We start from the raw sequence: 17,555 nt of genomic DNA, 5'->3' as shown, positions 1-17,555 counted from the left end.
CGACGAGTTCGGCGCGAAGTTCCCCGGGCCTGCTCGACGTCGTCGCCGGGATCAGCGGCTGGCGGTCCGGCCCGCGATCGCGATCCGTGCCGCCTCGGTGGACTTGCGCACCACCAGGTCCACCGAATAGCCGTGCTTCACGAAGACGCCGTCGAGCTGGAACGTGCCGTAGCCGTGGGCCTGGGTGAACAGCTGCTCCATCAGCTCCAGTGCGGTCCCCGGGTCCGGCGCGACGACGAGGCAGCGCATGAGGAACTCGTCGGTCAGCCGCCGGGTCTGTTCGTGCAGCTCGACGTGGTCCGGGCCGTGGAGGCCGTCGGCGTAGATGACGTTCATCCCGGCCCGCCGCTCGATCAGGTACCGCGTGTAGGCGCCGGCCGCCGCGGCCAGTGCGTCCACCGGGTCGTCGTGGGCGGCGGCCGCGGCCGCGACGCGGTCCGCCAGCTGGCAAGCGATGTGCGCCGCGACCTCGGCGAGGAGGCTCTCGCGGGTGGGGAAGTGTCGGTAGGGCGCCGCGGGGCTGACCTTCGCCCGCCGCGCGACCTCGGCGACCGAGAAGCCGGTCAGGCCCTGCTCCGCGATCAGGTCCAGTGCGACGCGCACGAGCTCGCCGCGCAGATCGCCGTGGTGGTACTTGCCGCCCATGACCCGGATCACATCTCTCGCTCGAAATATGTAAGACCCCTCTTACGTAGGCATGTAAGAGACCTCTTACGACGGTACTTGAACTTGGAGGGTTCCATGAGCACGACCACGCACGCCATCGCCGCTCCGGCGCCGGGCGCGCCGCTCGCGCCGACCACGATCGAGCGCCGTGACCTGCGTCCCGACGACGTGCTGATCGACATCGCCTACGCCGGCATCTGCCACAGCGACATCCACCAGGCCAAGGAGGACTGGGGGCAGGCGATCTTCCCCATGGTCCCGGGCCACGAGATCGCCGGTGTCGTCGCCGCGGTCGGTTCCGAGGTGACGAGGTACCGGGTCGGTGACCGGGTCGGGGTCGGCTGCATGGTCGACTCCTGCGGCGAGTGCGAATACTGCCGGGCCGGCACCGAGCAGTTCTGCGTCAAGGGCAACGTCCAGACGTACAACGGCGTCGGCTACGACGGCGAGAACACCTACGGCGGCTACAGCAACCAGATCGTCGTGAAGGACGCCTTCGTCTGCCGCATCCCCGAGGGCATCGAGCTCGACGTCGCCGCGCCGCTGCTCTGCGCGGGCATCACCACCTACTCGCCGCTGCGCCAGTGGGGCGCCGGCCCGGGCAAGAAGGTCGCGGTCATCGGCCTCGGCGGCCTCGGCCACATGGCCGTCAAGCTCGCCGCCGCGATGGGCGCCGAGGTGACGGTGCTCAGCCAGAGCCTCAAGAAGCAGGAGGACGGCCTCAAGCTCGGCGCTTCCGAGTACTACGCCACCAGCGACGAGTCGACGTTCGACGTGCTCAAGGGCAAGTTCGACATCATCCTCAACACCGTGTCGGCGAAGCTGCCGGTGGACGCCTACCTCGGCCTGCTACGGGTCGGCGGCGCGATGGTGAACGTCGGCGCGCCGGGCGAGCCGCTGTCGTACAACGCCTTCTCGCTGCTCGGCGGCAACAAGGTGCTGGCCGGGTCGATGATCGGCGGCATCGCCGAGACCCAGGAGATGCTGGACTTCTGCGCCGAGCACGGCATCGGCGCGGAGATCGAGACGATCCCGGCCGACAAGGTCAACGAGGCCTACGAGCGCGTCGAGAACTCCGACGTGCGCTACCGGTTCGTCATCGACGCCAAGACGATCGGCGCCTGACACACCCGGCACGGCGACCGGTCAGAACACCACTGTCCGGTTGCCGTGCACCAGCACGCGGTTCTCCAGGTGCCAGCGCAGGCCCCGCGCCAGGGTCACCTTTTCGATGTCCCGGCCCTTGCGGACCATGTCCTCGACCGAGTCGCCGTGGTCGACGCGGATGACGTCCTGCTCGATGATCGGGCCCGCGTCGAGGTCCGCCGTCACGTAGTGGCAGGTCGCGCCGACCAGCTTCACGCCGCGCGTGTGGGCCTGGTGGTACGGCTTCGCGCCGATGAACGACGGCAGGAAGCTGTGGTGGATGTTGATCGCCCGGCCAGCCCACTCGCGGCAGAGGTCGGCGGGCAGGATCTGCATGAACCGGGCCAGCACCACCGCGTGCGGGTCGTGCTCCGCGACCAGCTTGCGGACGTGCTCGAACGCCTCGGTCTTGCCGTCGGCCGGGAACGGCACGTGGTGGAACGGGATGCCGTGCGCGCGCGTGATGTCGGCCAGCGAGTCGTGGTTGCCGATCACCGCGGCGATGTCGACGTCCAGCTCACCGGAGGCGACGCGGCCGAGCAGGTCGTAGAGGCAGTGCCCGGCCTTCGAGACGAGGATCACCACGCGCCGGCGTTCGCCGGTGTCGCTGACCTGCCAGCTCGAGTCGGCGGACAGGTCCGCGGCGACCTCGCCGAACCGGGCGCGCAGCCCGTCGGCGTCGAACGGCAGCGAGTCGGCCCGCACGACCTGGCGGGTGAAGAACCAGCCGGTGTCCGGGTCGGTGTGGTAGGCCGCTTCGACGATCCAGCCGCCGTGCTCGGCGAGGAACCCGGAGATCCGGGCGATGATGCCGGTGCGGTCGGGGCAGCCGAAGGTGATGACGTAGCGGCGTTCGGGAGCGGTCACGCGGAGCATTCTCCCTCGCGCTGGTCAGTGGCCCGGGAGGCGGGCGGGCGACGGGCGGCCGGCCGCAGCCGCCGTCCGGCTTCGATGGCGAAGACCAGGCTGAGGCCGAGACCGAACGACAGCAACAGACCCTTGACCGGCTCGTCGGCGAACGCCGCTCCGCCGGCCAGGCCGATCAGCACGCTGTACACCGCCCAAATCGCGGCGCCGGCGGCGTCGAGCGGGACGAACCGGCGCAGCGGGTAGCCCAGGCTGCCGTTCGCGAGCGCGCTGGCGACGCGACCGCCGGGCAGGTAACGCGCGGCGATGATCAGGAGGCCGCCGTTGCGCCGGACCTGCTCGCGCGCCCAGGCGTAGCGCCGCTGCCCGTCCGCGCCACGCTGGAGCCGCGCGATCACGCGCGGCCCGGCGGACCGGCCGACGACGTACCCGACGCAGTCACCCGCCCACGCCCCGGCGCCCGCGACGGCGGCGAGCAGGGCGAGGTCGGCCGGTGCCGGCCCGAGCAGGACGGCGACCGTGATCACGGTCGTCTCGCTCGGCATGAACGGCAGCAGCGCGTCCAGCCCGGCCACGGCGAACACGACCACCCACAGCCACGGCGAGCCGAGCGCGCCGCGCAGCAGTCGGTGACGTGCGCCAGCAGTTCCACGGCTCAATGGTGATCACCGCAGGTCGCGCCCGGGTGACGCGGCGGGGGTGGCCCGGTGAACGTTCACGCCGGGGCGACCGACGCCCACGGGACCGTCAGCTCGCCGAGCCGGATGCGGGACGGCGGACCCAGCACCGGCCATCCCCGCGCGGCCAGCAGCCGGACCGTCTCCAGCCAGCGGAACCGGACCCCGAACGCCTGGTGCGGGGCCGCGGTCGCCCAGCACGTGTCCAAGGCGGTCAGCAACGCGTGCACCCGCTCGCCGGGGACGTTCCGGTGGATCAGTGCCTTCGGCAGCCGCTCGGCCACCGTCGACGGGCGGTCGAGACCGGCCAGCCGCATCGACAGCGTCAACGACAGCGGCCCGGACGCCGAGACCAGCACCCACGTCGACAGCCGGCCGATCTCGTCGCAGGTGCCTTCGACCAGCAGCCCGCCCGGGGCCATGGAGCCCAGCACCAGCGCCCACGCGCCCGCGACCTCGTCCTCCTGGTACTGCCGCAGCACGTTGAACGCCCGGACCAGCACCGGCCGCGTCCCGGCCAGCTCGAACCCGCCGCGGCGGAACTCCAGCCACGGCGGCACGGCCGCGGGCTGCGCGACCGCCACCCGGACGGGGTCCAGCTCCAGGCCCAGCACGCGCACGTCCGGCCGGACCCGGCGCAGCCACCGCGCCAGCTCGACCGTGGTCACCGGGGAAGCGCCGTAGCCGAGGTCGACGACCAGTGGCGCGTCGGCCGCGCGCAGCAGCCGGGACGTCGCCGGTGCCGAAGCGATCCACCGGTCCACCCGGCGGAGGCGGTTCGGGTTGGTCGTGCCGCGGGTCGGCGCGCCGACCGGGGTCAGTTTGCTTCGGTGAGCCACTTCGCGGTGAATTCGGCTTCGCGCTCCAGCAGCTTCGTGACCTGCTCGGCGATCACGCTCTCCAGCTTCCCGCCGAACAGCGGGATCCGGACCGTGACCTCGCCGCTGGTTCGCAGCACCGTCTTGCCGCCCGCGGCACCCAGCGCCGTCCGCGCGACGATCTCCCCCGGCACCCCGCCGACCTCGACGGTCGCGTTGCCCTGGTGGCCGTCGCCGCTCGCGCGCCAGGTCTGGGTCCGCGTCACCAGCAGGTCGCCCTTGTGCAGCGTCCGCACCGCCTGCGGCAGCTTGTCCGCGCTGATGCCCTGCCGCAGCTCGAACCGGACGCCGTCGGCCGTCGGCGTGTACGACACCAGCGCCGCGCCGTGCCCGCCGAGGCGCTCCAGGCGCGCCTTCAGCGCGTCCTCGCCGGCCACCGCGGCGTAGACGGCGGGGACGTCGGCGGAGAACTCAGCGCGGTGCTCGATCCGGGATCCCATGAGCCGGACAGTACCGTCAGACGCGTGAACTCCGCCCGAACTCCCGCGCTCCCGAAGCTCTCCGCGTACACCACGTTGCGTCTCGGCGGCCCGGCCCGCCGGTTCGTCAGCGCCGTGACCAGCGAAGACCTCGTCGCGGCCGTCCGCGAGGCGGACGCGGCGGGCGAGCCGGTGCTGCTGCTCGGCGGCGGCTCCAACCTGGTGGTCGCGGACGCGGGGTTCGACGGCACGCTGGTCGAGGTGGCCACCACCGGCTGGCGGCGCGACGGCGCGGTCGTGGACGTCGAGGCGGGCCAGAACTGGGACGCGTTCGTCGCCGCGCTGGTCGAGGCGGGCCTGGGCGGGCTCGAGTGCCTCTCCGGCATCCCGGGCAGCGTCGGCGCGACGCCGATCCAGAACGTCGGCGCGTACGGCCGCGAGGTCGCCGAGTCGATCGTGTCGCTGGAGCTGTACGACCGGCGGACGCGCGAGGTGCGCACCCTCAAGGCCGACGAGCTCGGCTTCGCCTACCGCACCAGTGTCCTGAAGGGCACCGACAGCGGTGTCGTCCTCTCGGTCCGCTTCGAGGTCAGCGAGGACGGCCTGTCCGCGCCCATCCGCTACGCCGAGCTGGCGCGGACGCTCGGTGTCGAGATCGGCGCCCGCGTCCCGGCGGCCGAAGCGCGCGAAGCCGTCCTGAAGCTGCGTCGCGGCAAGGGCATGGTCCTGGACCCCGACGACCACGACACGTGGAGCGCGGGCTCGTTCTTCACCAACCCGATCATCCCGTCCGCCGAGGCCGGGGCCGTGCTGGCGCGGATCACCGAGCGCGTCGGCGCCGAGGTCCCGCAGTACCCGGCCGACGGCGGCGTCAAGCTGTCGGCGGCCTGGCTGATCGAGCGCGCCGGCTTCGCCAAGGGGTACCCCGGACCGGGGAACCGCGTCTCGCTGTCGACCAAGCACACGCTCGCGCTGACCAACCGCGGCAACGCGACGACGGAGGACCTGCTGGCGCTGGCCCGGGAGGTCCGGGACGGCGTCCACGAGCGGTTCGGGGTCCGGCTGCACCCCGAACCGCTCTTGATCAACTGTGTCATTTGAGCCGAACCGGGCAACCTGGACGTGTTCCGGACGTCTTTGTCGACAAAGGCTGAGTCCACCTGATCGGATGGTCCCCACCGTTCCGCGGGTAACGTCAGCCGGGCCACCAGCGGTAGAGCGTGTGCCCGCTGGTCGGCGGGGGTTCAAGCAGGAGGTTGTGGTGATCGAACGGCGTATGGTCTTCAAGGCCGCCCTCGCGGCCGGGGCCGCACTGGTCGCCGCGGCGTGTTCGAGTTCCAACGACGGCACCGCGCTGCCCACGGGCGCGGCGAACGCCGACGGGCAGGGCGGGGCCCAGCCCGTGGCGAAGATCACAGCCGAGCCCGCCGTCAACACCAAGGACGTCTCCGTCCTCAAGCCCGTGGTGATCAAGGTCGCGGACGGCAAGCTCACCGAGTGCAAGGTGACCGCCGACGGCGGCAAGGCCGTCAAGGGCGACACCGCGCCCGACGGGCTCACCTGGACCAGCTCCGAGCCGCTCGGCTACGGCAAGACCTACACCTACGCGGCCAAGGCCACCGGCACCGACGGCAAGCCGGTCGAGCTCACCGGCACGTTCACCACGGTCGCCCCGGCCAAGCAGGTCCGCGCCACGCTCAACCCGGCCGACAACCAGACGGTCGGCGTCGCCATGCCGATCAGCGTCAAGTTCGCGTCGCCGGTCAAGGACCGCGCGGCGGTCGAAAAGGCGCTGACCGTGAAGACGGACAAGGACGTCGAAGGCGCCTGGGGCTGGCTGTCGGACAGCCAGGTCGACTACCGGCCGAAGGAGTACTGGCCGCAGAACATCACCGTGAACGTCGAGGCGAAGCTCTACGGCGTCGACCTCGGCGGCGGCGCGTACGGCAAGGCCGACGTCACGACGAAGTTCAAGATCGGCCGCAACCAGGTGGTCAAGGTCAACACCCCGGACCACCAGATGCGCGTCTACCGCAACGGTGCCCAGGTCAAGAGCTACCCGTGCGCGAACGGGCTGGACGCCGACGTCGACCGCAACACCCCGAACGGCACCTACATCATCATGACGAAGGAGCCGACGGCGGTGTTCGACAACGCCCGCTACGGCTACACGAACGTCAACAAGAAGTGGGCCTGCCGGTTCTCCAACCACGGCGAGTACATCCACGAGAACCAGGACAACGCGGCAAACATCGGGAAGACCAACAACTCCCACGGCTGCGTCAACCTGCTCGAAGCCGACGCCAAGGACTACTTCGACTCGGCGATGATCGGCGACCCGGTGGAGATCACCGGCTCGAAGCTCGGCCCGCCGATGGCCTCCGACGTCAAGGACTGGAACTACAGCTGGTCGGCCTGGAAGTCGCTGGGAGCGAAGTAACCCGTGCGCACCGAAGTCGTCGGGCACGGCGGGGTCCGGCTCGGCCTGCGGGTCGAAGGCGAGCAAAACAGCAGGCCGATCGTGTTCGTGCACGGCTGGGCGCAGTCGGCGGGCTGCTGGGCCGCGCAGCTCGCCGACCCGGCGCTGAGCGAGCGGTACCGGCTGGTCGCGGTGGACCTGCGCGGTCACGGCGCGTCCGACGTCCCGGCCACCGGGTACGACGACCCCCGCGTCTGGGCCGACGACCTCGCCGCCGTGCTCGACTTCGCGGGGCCGGACGCGATCGTCGTCGCCTGGTCCTACGGCGGCCTCGTGCTCGCCGACCACATCCGGGTGCACGGCACCGCACGGCTCGGCGGGCTGGTGCTCGTCGGCGCGATCACCGAGATCGGCCGCGACCGGCCGGGCGGGCGCGTCGGTCCGCTGATGCGCGAGCACATGCGCGCCATGCTTTCCGACGATCCGGACGTCGCGGTGCCGGCGCTCACCGCGTTCAGCCGCGGGATGGTCACCCGTCCGGTCCCCGGCACGCAGGCGCAGGCCCTGCTCGGCGCCAGTTTGAGCGTGCCGCCGGTGGTGCGCGCGGCGTTGTTCCGGCGGGACGCCGGCAGCGAAGACGTCTTGGCCGCGATCGACAAGCCCGCCCTGGTCGTGCACGGCTCCGCGGACCGGGTGATCGAGCCCTCGGCGGCCGAATACGCGGCCGGGAAGATTCCGGGTGCCACCGTGCGTTGGTTCCTTGACGGGGGGCATGCGCCCTTCGCCGAGTCCGCGGACGAGTTCGATGCGGTGCTGCGGCAGTTCGCCGAGGAATGCTGACGCAAACGCGGGAGACGTGACCAGGTGACCAGCTCCATCCGGAGGTTCCGAGCCGCGCCGCGCCGGATCGCGGTGCTGTCGGTGCACACTTCGCCGCTCGAGCAGCCCGGGACCGGTGACGCCGGCGGCATGAACGTGTACATCAGCCAGACGGCGACCGAGATGGCCCGCCGCGGGGTCGAGGTCGAGGTGTTCACCCGCGCCACCGCGTCCGACCAGCCGCCGGTGGCCGAGCTGGCGCCGGGCGTGACCGTGCGGCACGTCCAGGCGGGCCCGTTCGAGCCGCTGGGCCGCGACGAGCTGCCCGCGCAGCTGTGCGCGTTCACCTCCGGCGTGCTGCGCACCGAGGCCTTCCACGAGCCCGGCCACTACGACCTCATCCACTCGCACTACTGGCTGTCGGGCCAGGTCGGCTGGCTCGCCCGCGACCGGTGGTCGGTGCCGCTGGTGCACACCGCGCACACGCTCGCCAAGGTGAAGAACGCCGCGCTCGCCGAAGGCGACAAGCCCGAGCCGCGCCTGCGCGTGATCGGCGAGGAGCAGGTGGTCGCCGAAGCCGACCGGCTGGTCGCCAACACCGCGGTCGAGGCACGCCAGCTCATCGACCTCTACGACGCCGAACCGGACGCGGTGCACGCCGTGCCGCCGGGCGTCGACCTCGAGCGCTTCACGCCGGGCTCGCGGCGCGAGGCCCGCCGGTCCCTCGGCTTGGCCGACGGCGACGTCGTGCTGGCCTTCGCCGGCCGCATCCAGCCGCTCAAGGCGCCGGACGTGCTGCTGCACGCCGCGGCGGCCCTGCTGAGGCGACGGCCGGAGCTGGCTTCCCGGCTGGTCGTGCTGGTCGTCGGCGGGCCGTCCGGCACCGGGCTGGAGCAGCCGCAGGCGTTGCGGGAGCTCGCCGTCACGCTCGGTATCGAGCGGCAGGTGCGGTTCCTGCCGCCGCAGCCGGGCGAGGCGCTCGCCCGGGTCTTCCGCGCCGCCGACGTCGTCGCGGTGCCCAGCTACAACGAGTCGTTCGGGCTGGTCGCGCTGGAGGCGCAAGCCTGCGGGACGCCGGTGGTCGCGGCCGAGGTCGGCGGCCTGCCGGTGGCGGTGCCGCACGGCGTCTCCGGGCTGCTGGTGCCCGGGCACGGCGCCGAGGAGTGGGCCGGCGCGCTCGCCGCCGTCGCGCTGCGCCCGGACCGGCGCGCCGAGCTGGCCGCGAACGCGGTCGTGCACGCTCGGCGGTTCTCCTGGCGCCGGACGACGGACGCGCTGCTGGACATCTATGCTCAGGCCACCAGCGCCTTCCGGCACGCGCTGGACCTGCGCGCGGAGGTGGCGGTGTGAGCCTGGACGAGCTGATCCAGTCTACTTTGGACTCCGCGGAGCTGAAGTACGACAAGCGCGGTCCCGGCAAGTACTTCGTCACGCTGCCGGGGACGAAGAAGCTGCAGACGAACGCGTGGCTGGTCGACGGCGACCACGCGTTCTCCGTGGAAGCGTTCGTCTGCCGCCGTCCCGACGAGTCCCATGAGGACGTTTACCGGTTCCTGTTGCAGCGCAACGCCAAGCTCTACGGTGTGCACTACACAGTGGACAGTCTCGGGGACATCTACCTGGTCGGCCGGTTCGGCAGGGACACGATGACCGCCGACGAGCTCGACAAGGTGCTCGGCCAGGTGCTGGAAGCCGCCGACGGCGACTTCAACACGCTGCTGGAGCTGGGCTTCGCGACGTCGATCAAGCGCGAGTGGGACTGGCGCGTCTCCCGCGGCGAGTCACTGGCCAACCTGCAGGCGTTCAAGCACCTGGTGGCGCCCGGTAAGCCGCACGAACCGGGCTTGACCGAGTCGTGACCAGGGCCGTGCAACGGCCCTGAACCGGACATCCGTCTCCTCGCCAGTCGAACTGGAGGGAGAACCAGGATGCGGACTCGATGGAGAGCGGCGCTCGCGATCGCGGGCGTGGCATTCGTGCTGGCCGGTTGCTCGGCGGCGGACGACCGGGCGTCCACGGCGGACAGTGCCGGGGTCGCGCCCGCGGCCCCGCAGCAGGGAACCGGCAAGGGCGAGTCGAAGGTGACGCCACCGCAGGCGGGCGCCGGTGACCGCAAGCTCTCGCGCAGCGCGCGGCTGGAGCTGACGGCCACCAAGGTCACCGACGTCGTCGCGCAGGCCCGCGGGATCGCGCAGGGCGCCGGCGGCTACACCGGGCAGGAGAGCACCGGCGACGACTCGGCGACGCTGTCGCTGGCCGTGCCCGCCGACAAGCTCGACCCCGTGCTCGACCAGCTTTCGCACCTGGGCTCGAGCCTGGTGAAGCGGGAGCTGAACACCCAGGACGTCACCGGGCAGGTCATCGACGTCGAAGCGCGGCTGGCGACGCAGCGGGCGTCGGTGGAGCGGATCCGCGCGCTGCTGGCGAAGGCGACGTCCGTGTCGGACATCACGTCGATCGAAAGCGAGCTGACGAACCGCGAGTCGGCACTCGAATCGCTCGAGCAGCAGCGGAACTCGCTGGCGGGCAGCGTCGCGATGGCGACCGTCTCGATGACCGTCCGCGGCGTGGCCGCGCCGCCACCCGCGGCGGAGGACCGCAGCGGCTTCTTCGGCGGGCTGGCCGCCGGCTGGGACGCGTTCCTGACCTTCGGCGGCGGCGTGCTGACGGTGCTGGGCGCGATCGCGCCGTTCCTGCTCGTCGCGGTGCCGCTGGCGTGGCTGGCGTGGTGGCTGGCCCGCCGTCGCCGGACCGCGCGTCCCGAGCCGACCGAGGTCTGACGCGGGCAGGCGGGACGGCTCGAGGGAGGGGGGAGTCGCGATCTCGAGCCGCCCCGCTGAAGTTCCCGCCGATCAGGACCCGGTGACGAGGGGGATGTCAACGGGGCCGGCGGGCCGCGGCTCGGCAGGGGGGAGACGAGCCGCGGTCGAAGCCCGAAACCGGCCGGGGAGTGCGTGGAATCCGGCCGCTCGGGACGTAAGCCAACCTGTCAGATCTCGACCTGTAATCACAAGACTACTCAGTAGTCCGTTCGAGTGAATTTCGACACGGCCGATAACAGTGTGCAGTCCGCTTCCGGGATTTTGCGCGTTGTTGGCGGCCGGACTTGTCGAAGGGTGAGGTGTTACTTCGCAGTAACACACTCTGGGTAGGACGGGAGGTCACCGGTCGGCCCGGTGGTCCGTCTGGCAGGCTGAACGCATGGGCGAGATTGGGACGTTGGTGCTGCTGCGGCACGGGCAGAGCACGTGGAACGCGGAAAACCTGTTCACCGGCTGGGTGGACGTGCCGCTCTCGGAGCAGGGCGAGAACGAAGCCCGGCAGGGCGGCCGGCTGCTGGCCGACGCCGGCCTGCTGCCGGACGTGGTGCACACCTCGCTGCTGCGCCGCGCGATCTCCACCGCGAACATCGCGCTGGACGCCGCCGACCGGCACTGGATCCCGGTGAAGCGCGACTGGCGGCTCAACGAGCGCCACTACGGCGCGCTGCAGGGCAAGAACAAGAAGCAGACCCTCGAGGAGTTCGGCGAGGAGCAGTTCATGCTCTGGCGCCGCTCGTACGACACCCCGCCGCCGGCCATCGACCCGCAGGACAAGTGGAGCCAGGCCGGTGACGCCCGCTACGCCGGCCTCGGCGACAACGCGCCGCTGACCGAATGCCTCAAGGACGTCGTCGCGCGCCTGCTGCCGTACTGGGAGTCCGCGATCGTGCCGGACCTGCGGGCGGGCAAGACCGTCCTGGTCGCCGCGCACGGCAACTCGCTGCGCGCGCTGGTCAAGCACCTCGACGGCATCTCCGACGCGGACATCGCCGGCCTCAACATCCCGACCGGCATCCCGCTGCGCTACGACCTCACCGACGACCTGAAGCCGGTGAAGCAGGGCGGCGAGTACCTCGACCCCGACGCCGCCGAGGAAGCCGCCGCCGCGGTCGCCAACCAGGGCCGCTGAGTCCCATCAGGACGCGACGACCGGCCGGACGCCGGTCACCTTCCAGCTCGCCCCTTCGCGGACGACGTCGAGTTCGGTCGTGAAGGGGCGGCTGGTCACCTTGCCCGCGGCGTCGGTGACCTGCAGCGTCGTGAAGAACAGCACGGTGGCCCGGCCGCCGGTGAGCGTGACGGCCCCGGCCATCGGGTCCGGGCCCAGCGCCACCTTCGTGCCGCTCCGGCGGATCGCCTCGACGTAGGTGTCTTTCTTCGCGCGGTAGTCGCTGCGCAACGGCTCGGCCGTGACCGCTTCGGCTCGCGCGTAGCTGCCTTCCGGATCGCCGCTGTCGGTCGTGAACAGCGCGCCGGCCACGGCGCGGGCGCCCGCCAGCGCCGAGTCGCGCAGCCCGCCCGTGCTGCCGTCGTCCGGCTGCGGCGCGGGCGACGGCTGGGCCGGGTTCACCGCGATGTCGGACAGCCGCCAGCGCCCGCCTTCCCGCACCGCGGTGAAGGCGACCGTGGCCAGGCCCGTCGAGGTCCCGCTGTCCTGCTGCAGCACGGCCAGGTCCCGGACCCGGTCGCCGGTGAACTCGAGGGCGGCCGCCTGCCGCACCCGCGTGACGAGGTGCACCGGCTGCGGGCTCTTCCGGATCTGGTCGAACAGCCGCGCCAGCTGGTCCTTGGCCGCGCCGGTGACGTTGGCCGCCACGGCCTGGTCGAAGGCGGCCGGGTTGCCGGAGTCGTAGCTGAACACCGTCTCGGCGGCGGTCTTCACCGCGTCGAGAGCCGCGCCCGTCCCGCGCGCGTCGACCAGCGCGAGGTTGCCGCTGATCGGCACGGCGGTGCCGGTGACCGTGCAGGCGGAGGTCAGCAGGACCAGCGCCGGCAGCAAGCGCCTCACAGGAGCCCGGCTTCGCGGGCCCGCGCCCCCGCCTGGAACCGGGAGGTCGCGCCGAGCAGCTCCATCAGCTCCGCCACCCGCCGCCGGTAGGTGCGCAGGCCGACGCCCAGCGCGCGCGCCGCCGTCTCGTCCTTGCAGCCGGACGCCAGCTGCTCCAGGATTTCCCGCGCGCCCAGCTCGGCGAACCGGGCCTGGTAGGACTCCAGGTCGGTGGCGCCGTGCCAGGCCGCCTCGAACAGCGACTGGATGCCCTGCACCAGCTCCGGGCTGCTGACCACGGTGTAGCCGCGGACCCCGCCGACGCGGTCGCCCGCCACGATCGCGATCCGGCGGTCGAGCAGGATCGTCTCGTTGATCTCGCGTTCGGTGATCCGGATCCGGGCGCCGCTCGCGGCCATGAACCGCAGGTGGCCGGCCAGCGCCGGGTCGAACAGCACGCCGGGCAGGTAGATCTTGCGCACGGTCATCCCGCGCACGGACTGCTCGCGCTCGGGCGCGCTCGGGTGCGCCACCGACCAGGTGTGCAGGTCGCGGGCCGCGCAGGAAATCTCCGTCGCGGTCGCGAAGAGGTGCGCCGTCCGTTCGAACAGCTCGGCCTCGCCGCGCACCATGACGACGTCGGTCACCTTTTCCACGTGTTCCAGTGTGGCAGCAAAGTGCCAAACCCGGTCCTCGCGCGGGTGACGCCGCGACGCTGGAGCCATGACCACGACGAACACCCTCCCCGCCGCCGCGGCGGGCACCTGGCAGCTCGGCTCCTTCGAAGTCAACCGGCTCGGCTTCGGCGCGATGCGCCTGATGTCCACTTCGGACGGCGGCATCCGCGCCCGTGAGACGTCGCTCGCCGTGCTGCGCCGGGCCGTCGAGCTGGGCGTGAACCACTTCGACACGGCCGCCTTCTACTTCGCCGGGCCGCGTTCGGCGAACGAGCTGATCAACAGCGCGCTGGCGCCGTACGACGACCTGGTGCTCACCACCAAGGTCGGTCCCGGCCGCGACTTCGCGGGAAACTTCTTCACCGCCCGGCCGGACCAGCTGCGCGCGCAGGTCGAGCAGAACCTGCGCGAACTGGGCCTGGACCACCTCGACGTCGTCAACTACCGGATCGGGCAGAGCCTCGACCGCGGTACCGGCTCGCTCGCCGACGGCTTCGGCGCGCTCGCCGAGCTGCGCGAGCAGGGCCTGATCCGCGAGCTGGGCATCTCCAACGTCGGCCCGGAGCACCTCACCGAGGCACTGGCCATCGCGCCGGTCGTCTGCGTGCAGAACCAGTACGGCCTGTCCGCCCGCCGCGAGGACGACGAGCTGGTCCGGATGTGCGCCGAGCGCGGGATCGCCTTCGTCCCGTTCTTCGCCGTCGCGAGCGGAACGGGCGAGGACGCGCGGGTCGCCGAGGTCGCGCGCCGGCACGACGCCACCCCGGCGCAGGTGCGGCTCGCGTGGACCCTGCACCAGGGCCCGCACGTGCTCGCCATCCCGGGCACCGGCGACGTCACGCACCTGGACCAGAACGTCGCCGCCGCGGCGCTGCGGCTCACCGGCGAGGACCTGAAGACGCTCGGGTGAATTCGCCCGGAATGTCTCGCCGGGGAATCGATCGGGTGAACGCCGCCTGAAGCCCCGGCGAACATGTCCTCCGCAGGTGTCGCGGTGCTCACGACAAGGCGGACAACGCTAGGCCGGAGGGCCACTTCTCAGCTTACGATCGGCCCGTGACCACGCCTGTTTCACTCGCACTGGCCATCGGCGCACTGGTGGCCGGTGCGGTGGTCGGCTATTTCCTGGCGCGGGCCCGCACCCGCCGGGAGGAGGCCCGGCCGCCGGGCCCGACCGTCGCGGAGCTGCTCGAACGGCTGGTCCGCTCGTCCAACAACGGCGTCGTCGTGCTCAACCGGTTCGGCGACATGGTGCTGCACAACCCGCGTGCCTACGAGCTGGGACTGGTCAAGGTCAACCAGGCCGACCCGCGTGCCCGCAAGGCGGCCGAGCAGGTCGTCGAGACCGACGAACCCGTGGAGATCGACCTTTCGCCGCTCGAAGCGCGCGGCCGCCAGCCGGAGGCGGTGCTCGGCCAGGTCCGGCCGCTCGGCGACGGCTTCACCGTCGTCGAGGCGGTCGACCACTCCGAGGCCATCCGGCTGGAGGCCGTCCGCCGCGACTTCGTCGCCAACGTCAGCCACGAGCTCAAGACCCCGGTCGGCGCGATCGCGCTGCTCACCGAGGCCGTGCTCGACGCCGCCGAGGACGTCGACGAGGTCCGCCGCTTCGGCGGCAAGATCCTCCGCGAATCCACCCGGCTCGGCCAGCTCGTCACCGAGCTGATCGCGCTCTCGCGGCTGCAGGGCGCCGAACGGCTGCCCGACCTCAACGTCGTCGAGGTCGACGCGGTCGTGCGCGAGGCGCTCGGCCGCACCACGCTTTCGGCGGAGTCGGCCGACATCCGGATCACCACCGACAGCCCCAGCGGCCTGCTCATCGAGGGCGACCGGACGCTGCTGGTCACCGCCCTGTCGAACCTGCTGGAGAACGCGGTCAACTACTCGCCGGCGGGCAGCCCGGTCTCGATCTCGCGCCGGCTCGCCGACGGGATGGTCGAGATCGCCGTGACCGACCGCGGCATCGGCATCGCCGAGGAGGACCAGCAGCGCGTCTTCGAGCGCTTCTACCGCGCCGACAAGGCCCGCTCGCGCGCCACCGGCGGCACCGGGCTGGGCCTGGCGATCGTCAAGCACGTCGCGGCCAACCACGGCGGCTCGGTCGGGCTGTGGAGCCGTCCCGGCACCGGCTCGACGTTCACCCTGCGCATCCCCGCGCACGTCCGCCCCGACCCGGCCGCCGAGCCGGCGCGGGGCGCCAAGACCTCGCCGGCACCGCGGCAGGAGAAGACCCCCGAGCGCACCCCGAGGCTCGTGGTTACCGGGCAGGACAGCCCAGATCATGGAGGAAACCTGTGACCAGGGTTCTCATCGTCGAGGACGAGGAGTCGTTCGCCGACCCCCTCGCCTTCCTGCTGCGCAAGGAAGGGTTCACCGCCGCCGTGGCCGGCACCGGCCAGGCCGCGCTGGAGGAGTTCGACCGCAACGGCGCCGACATCGTGCTGCTCGACCTGATGCTGCCCGGGATGAGCGGCACCGACGTCTGCAAGCAGCTGCGTCAGCGCTCGGCCGTGCCGGTCATCATGGTGACCGCGCGGGACAGCGAGATCGACAAGGTCGTCGGCCTGGAGCTGGGTGCCGACGACTACGTGACGAAGCCGTACTCGGCGCGCGAGCTGATCGCGCGGGTCCGCGCGGTGCTGCGCCGCGGCGGCGAGCCGGGCTCGGAGGGTGAGCTGGCGCCGCTGGTCCTGTCGGCGGGGCCGGTGCGGATGGACGTCGAGCGGCACGTCGTGACGGTCGACGGCGCCGAGGTTTCGCTGCCGCTCAAGGAGTTCGACCTGCTGGAGTACCTGCTGCGCAACGTCGGCCGGGTGCTCACCCGCGGTCAGCTGATCGACCGGGTGTGGGGCGCGGACTACGTCGGCGACACGAAGACCCTGGACGTTCACGTGAAGCGGCTGCGCTCGAAGATCGAGCCGGACCCGGGCTCGCCGCGGCACCTGGTGACGGTGCGCGGCCTGGGCTACAAGTTCGAGACGTAACCGGCTTTTCGGGCGGTACCGCGCCGGTGGGAGGCGCGCCGGGGCGGTACCGCACCGAGTGTTTTCGGTTACAAGTTCGAGACCTGGCGCTGAGGCCGGTACCCTGGACCCCCGTGCGCCTAGGGGTACTCGACGTCGGTTCCAACACCGTCCACCTGCTCGTGGTCGACGCCCACCGTGGCGCCCACCCGACGCCGATGCATTCCGAGAAGTCCGTGCTGCGCCTGGCCGAGCGGATCACGCCCGGCGGCGAGCTGAGCAAGGCCGGTGCCGACGAGCTCGTCACCGCCGTCGAGTCCGCCAAGGACGCCGCCGTCCGGCTCGGCTGCGAAGAAGTCATGGCGTTCGCCACCTCCGCGGTCCGCGAAGCCAAGAACTCCGCCAAGGTGCTCGCCCGGGTCGCCGACAAGACCGGCGTCGAGCTGCGGGTCCTTTCCGGCACCGACGAAGCCCGGTTGACGTTCCTCGCCGTCCGGCGCTGGTACGGCTGGTCCGCGGGCCAGCTGCTCGTCCTCGACATCGGCGGCGGCTCGCTGGAGGTCGCGATGGGCCGCGACGAAGAGCCCGTCCTGGCCGAATCGCTGCCCCTGGGCGCCGGCCGCACCACGCGCACCCGCTTCAAGCACGACCCGCCGACGCGCTCGGAGCTCGTCGCGACGTCGGCGTGGCTCGACGACCAGCTCACCGATCTCGCGCGGAAAGTCACCAAATGGGGTGAACCCGACCGGGTCGTGGCGACGTCGAAGACGTTCCGCTCGCTCGCCCGGCTGACCGGCGCCGCCCCCTCGGCGGCGGGCCCGCACGTGCGACGTACGCTCACGGACACCGCGCTGCGCCAGCTCCTGGCCTTCATCTCGCGGATGACCTCCGCCGACCTGGCGCAGCTCGAAGGGGTCAGCGCGAGCCGGTCGCACCAGCTCGTGGCGGGCGCGCTCGTCGCGCAGGCCACGATGCGGGCGCTCGGTTTGACCGAACTCGAGATCTGCCCGTGGGCTCTGCGAGAGGGTGTCATCCTGCGGCGGCTGGACCATTCCAACGGCGCGGATGAGACTGGAGCCGCCCTCGTGGGGCGCTTCGGCGCACAGGAGGACCGGTGAAAGCACGCGGCTGGACTTCGCGAACGGGAGACGGGCACGGTGGAGAGGTGACGGACATGCAGAAGACGGCGTACAGCGCGCGCTGCGCCGCCGGGAT

Annotated in this window: 18 protein-coding genes and 1 pseudogene; 12 read left to right on the top strand and 7 right to left on the bottom strand. The window is 71.9% G+C overall.

Annotated features, from left to right (window positions below; translation table 11 throughout):
• Positions 1 to 51: 51 nt before the first annotated feature.
• Positions 52 to 645 carry a TetR/AcrR family transcriptional regulator gene (locus tag BT341_RS03790; protein WP_425426287.1) on the bottom strand — a complete coding sequence of 198 codons (594 nt, stop codon included), beginning with the start codon at positions 643 to 645 and terminating at the stop codon, positions 52 to 54.
• A 96-nt stretch (positions 646 to 741) separates the two neighbouring features.
• On the opposite strand from BT341_RS03790, the gene BT341_RS03785 reads away from it, so the two are divergent.
• The gene (locus tag BT341_RS03785) at positions 742 to 1,791 is read left to right on the top strand and encodes an NAD(P)-dependent alcohol dehydrogenase (RefSeq protein WP_072474930.1); all 1,050 of its coding nucleotides are present in this window, start codon (positions 742 to 744) and stop codon (positions 1,789 to 1,791) included.
• A gap of 21 nt (positions 1,792 to 1,812) precedes the next feature.
• Here BT341_RS03785 and purU read toward each other — a convergent pair whose 3' ends face one another.
• The 4 genes and pseudogenes from purU to BT341_RS03765 form a co-directional block, all read right to left on the bottom strand.
• Positions 1,813 to 2,688 carry a formyltetrahydrofolate deformylase gene (purU, locus tag BT341_RS03780; RefSeq protein ID WP_072474929.1) on the bottom strand — a complete coding sequence of 292 codons (876 nt, stop codon included), beginning with the start codon at positions 2,686 to 2,688 and terminating at the stop codon, positions 1,813 to 1,815.
• Positions 2,676 to 3,331 (bottom strand): annotated as a pseudogene (locus BT341_RS03775) (DedA family protein). Before BT341_RS03775 ends, purU begins: the two are co-directional and overlap by 13 nt.
• Positions 3,332 to 3,394: 63 nt before the next feature.
• Positions 3,395 to 4,195, bottom strand: a complete 801-nt coding sequence (locus BT341_RS03770) for an SAM-dependent methyltransferase (RefSeq protein ID WP_072474928.1) — start codon at positions 4,193 to 4,195, stop codon at positions 3,395 to 3,397.
• Positions 4,174 to 4,674 (bottom strand): DUF2505 domain-containing protein, encoded by a 501-nt coding sequence (locus BT341_RS03765; RefSeq protein WP_072474927.1) that lies wholly within the window; start codon positions 4,672 to 4,674, stop codon positions 4,174 to 4,176. The genes BT341_RS03770 and BT341_RS03765 overlap by 22 nt, the downstream gene beginning before the upstream one ends.
• A 24-nt stretch (positions 4,675 to 4,698) precedes the next feature.
• Here BT341_RS03765 and BT341_RS03760 point away from each other — a divergent pair, with 24 nt between their 5' ends.
• From BT341_RS03760 to BT341_RS03730, 7 genes are all read left to right on the top strand, one after another.
• Positions 4,699 to 5,754 carry a UDP-N-acetylmuramate dehydrogenase gene (locus tag BT341_RS03760; protein ID WP_072474926.1) on the top strand — a complete coding sequence of 352 codons (1,056 nt, stop codon included), beginning with the start codon at positions 4,699 to 4,701 and terminating at the stop codon, positions 5,752 to 5,754.
• A 160-nt stretch (positions 5,755 to 5,914) separates the two neighbouring features.
• Positions 5,915 to 7,093: a L,D-transpeptidase gene (locus tag BT341_RS03755; RefSeq protein WP_072481765.1), complete on the top strand. Its 1,179-nt coding sequence runs from the start codon at positions 5,915 to 5,917 to the stop codon at positions 7,091 to 7,093.
• A gap of 3 nt (positions 7,094 to 7,096) precedes the next feature.
• Entirely contained in the window at positions 7,097 to 7,912 is an 816-nt protein-coding gene (locus tag BT341_RS03750; protein WP_072474925.1) for an alpha/beta fold hydrolase, read from the top strand.
• A gap of 24 nt (positions 7,913 to 7,936) precedes the next feature.
• Positions 7,937 to 9,241: a D-inositol-3-phosphate glycosyltransferase gene (gene mshA, locus BT341_RS03745; RefSeq protein ID WP_177328732.1), complete on the top strand. Its 1,305-nt coding sequence runs from the start codon at positions 7,937 to 7,939 to the stop codon at positions 9,239 to 9,241.
• Positions 9,238 to 9,750, top strand: coding sequence for a type III secretion system chaperone family protein (locus BT341_RS03740; RefSeq protein WP_072474924.1), 513 nt, complete (start codon positions 9,238 to 9,240; stop codon positions 9,748 to 9,750). Before mshA ends, BT341_RS03740 begins: the two co-directional genes overlap by 4 nt.
• 69 nt (positions 9,751 to 9,819) lie before the next feature.
• The gene (locus tag BT341_RS03735) at positions 9,820 to 10,671 is read left to right on the top strand and encodes a DUF4349 domain-containing protein (protein ID WP_072474923.1); all 852 of its coding nucleotides are present in this window, start codon (positions 9,820 to 9,822) and stop codon (positions 10,669 to 10,671) included.
• A 421-nt stretch (positions 10,672 to 11,092) separates the two neighbouring features.
• Entirely contained in the window at positions 11,093 to 11,842 is a 750-nt protein-coding gene (locus BT341_RS03730; protein WP_072474922.1) for a phosphoglyceromutase, read from the top strand.
• Positions 11,843 to 11,848: 6 nt separating this feature from the next.
• Here the strand turns inward: BT341_RS03730 and BT341_RS03725 are convergent, their stop codons facing one another.
• Both BT341_RS03725 and BT341_RS03720 read right to left on the bottom strand, forming a co-directional pair.
• Positions 11,849 to 12,721 carry a hypothetical protein gene (locus BT341_RS03725; RefSeq protein ID WP_143168471.1) on the bottom strand — a complete coding sequence of 291 codons (873 nt, stop codon included), beginning with the start codon at positions 12,719 to 12,721 and terminating at the stop codon, positions 11,849 to 11,851.
• Complete coding sequence (locus BT341_RS03720) at positions 12,718 to 13,356, bottom strand: helix-turn-helix domain-containing protein (protein ID WP_072474920.1); 639 nt, start codon at positions 13,354 to 13,356, stop codon at positions 12,718 to 12,720. The genes BT341_RS03725 and BT341_RS03720 overlap by 4 nt, the downstream gene beginning before the upstream one ends.
• Before the next feature lie 67 nt (positions 13,357 to 13,423).
• Here BT341_RS03720 and BT341_RS03715 point away from each other — a divergent pair, with 67 nt between their 5' ends.
• The 4 genes from BT341_RS03715 (at position 13,424) to BT341_RS03700 (ending at position 17,458) form a co-directional block, all read left to right on the top strand.
• Entirely contained in the window at positions 13,424 to 14,287 is an 864-nt protein-coding gene (locus BT341_RS03715; RefSeq protein WP_072474919.1) for an aldo/keto reductase, read from the top strand.
• Between the two features lie 146 nt (positions 14,288 to 14,433).
• Complete coding sequence (locus tag BT341_RS03710; protein ID WP_072474918.1) at positions 14,434 to 15,675, top strand: sensor histidine kinase; 1,242 nt, start codon at positions 14,434 to 14,436, stop codon at positions 15,673 to 15,675.
• A complete protein-coding gene (locus BT341_RS03705) occupies positions 15,672 to 16,361 on the top strand; it encodes a response regulator transcription factor (RefSeq protein ID WP_003062718.1) in 690 nt (229 codons plus the stop codon). The genes BT341_RS03710 and BT341_RS03705 overlap by 4 nt, the downstream gene beginning before the upstream one ends.
• Positions 16,362 to 16,474: 113 nt before the next feature.
• A complete protein-coding gene (locus BT341_RS03700; protein ID WP_072474917.1) occupies positions 16,475 to 17,458 on the top strand; it encodes a Ppx/GppA phosphatase family protein in 984 nt (327 codons plus the stop codon).
• The last annotated feature ends 97 nt before the right edge of the window (positions 17,459 to 17,555 follow it).

It is taken from the genome of Amycolatopsis australiensis, assembly GCF_900119165.1.
Lineage (GTDB): Bacteria > Actinomycetota > Actinomycetes > Mycobacteriales > Pseudonocardiaceae > Amycolatopsis > Amycolatopsis australiensis.
Note: the sequence above shows the minus strand (reverse complement) of the source record. Positions and strands in the feature narration are given on the sequence as shown.

Bases quoted from the DNA above. Each gene is read 5' to 3' on its own strand.
- BT341_RS03790 (WP_425426287.1), bottom strand. From the start codon at position 645: ATGGGCGGCAAGTACCACCACGGCGATCTGCGCGGCGAGCTCGTGCGC.
- BT341_RS03785 (WP_072474930.1), top strand. From the start codon at position 742: ATGAGCACGACCACGCACGCCATCGCCGCTCCGGCGCCGGGCGCGCCG.
- purU (WP_072474929.1), bottom strand. From the start codon at position 2,688: ATGCTCCGCGTGACCGCTCCCGAACGCCGCTACGTCATCACCTTCGGC.
- BT341_RS03765 (WP_072474927.1), bottom strand. From the start codon at position 4,674: ATGGGATCCCGGATCGAGCACCGCGCTGAGTTCTCCGCCGACGTCCCC.
- BT341_RS03735 (WP_072474923.1), top strand. From the start codon at position 9,820: ATGCGGACTCGATGGAGAGCGGCGCTCGCGATCGCGGGCGTGGCATTC.
- BT341_RS03730 (WP_072474922.1), top strand. From the start codon at position 11,093: ATGGGCGAGATTGGGACGTTGGTGCTGCTGCGGCACGGGCAGAGCACG.
- BT341_RS03715 (WP_072474919.1), top strand. From the start codon at position 13,424: ATGACCACGACGAACACCCTCCCCGCCGCCGCGGCGGGCACCTGGCAG.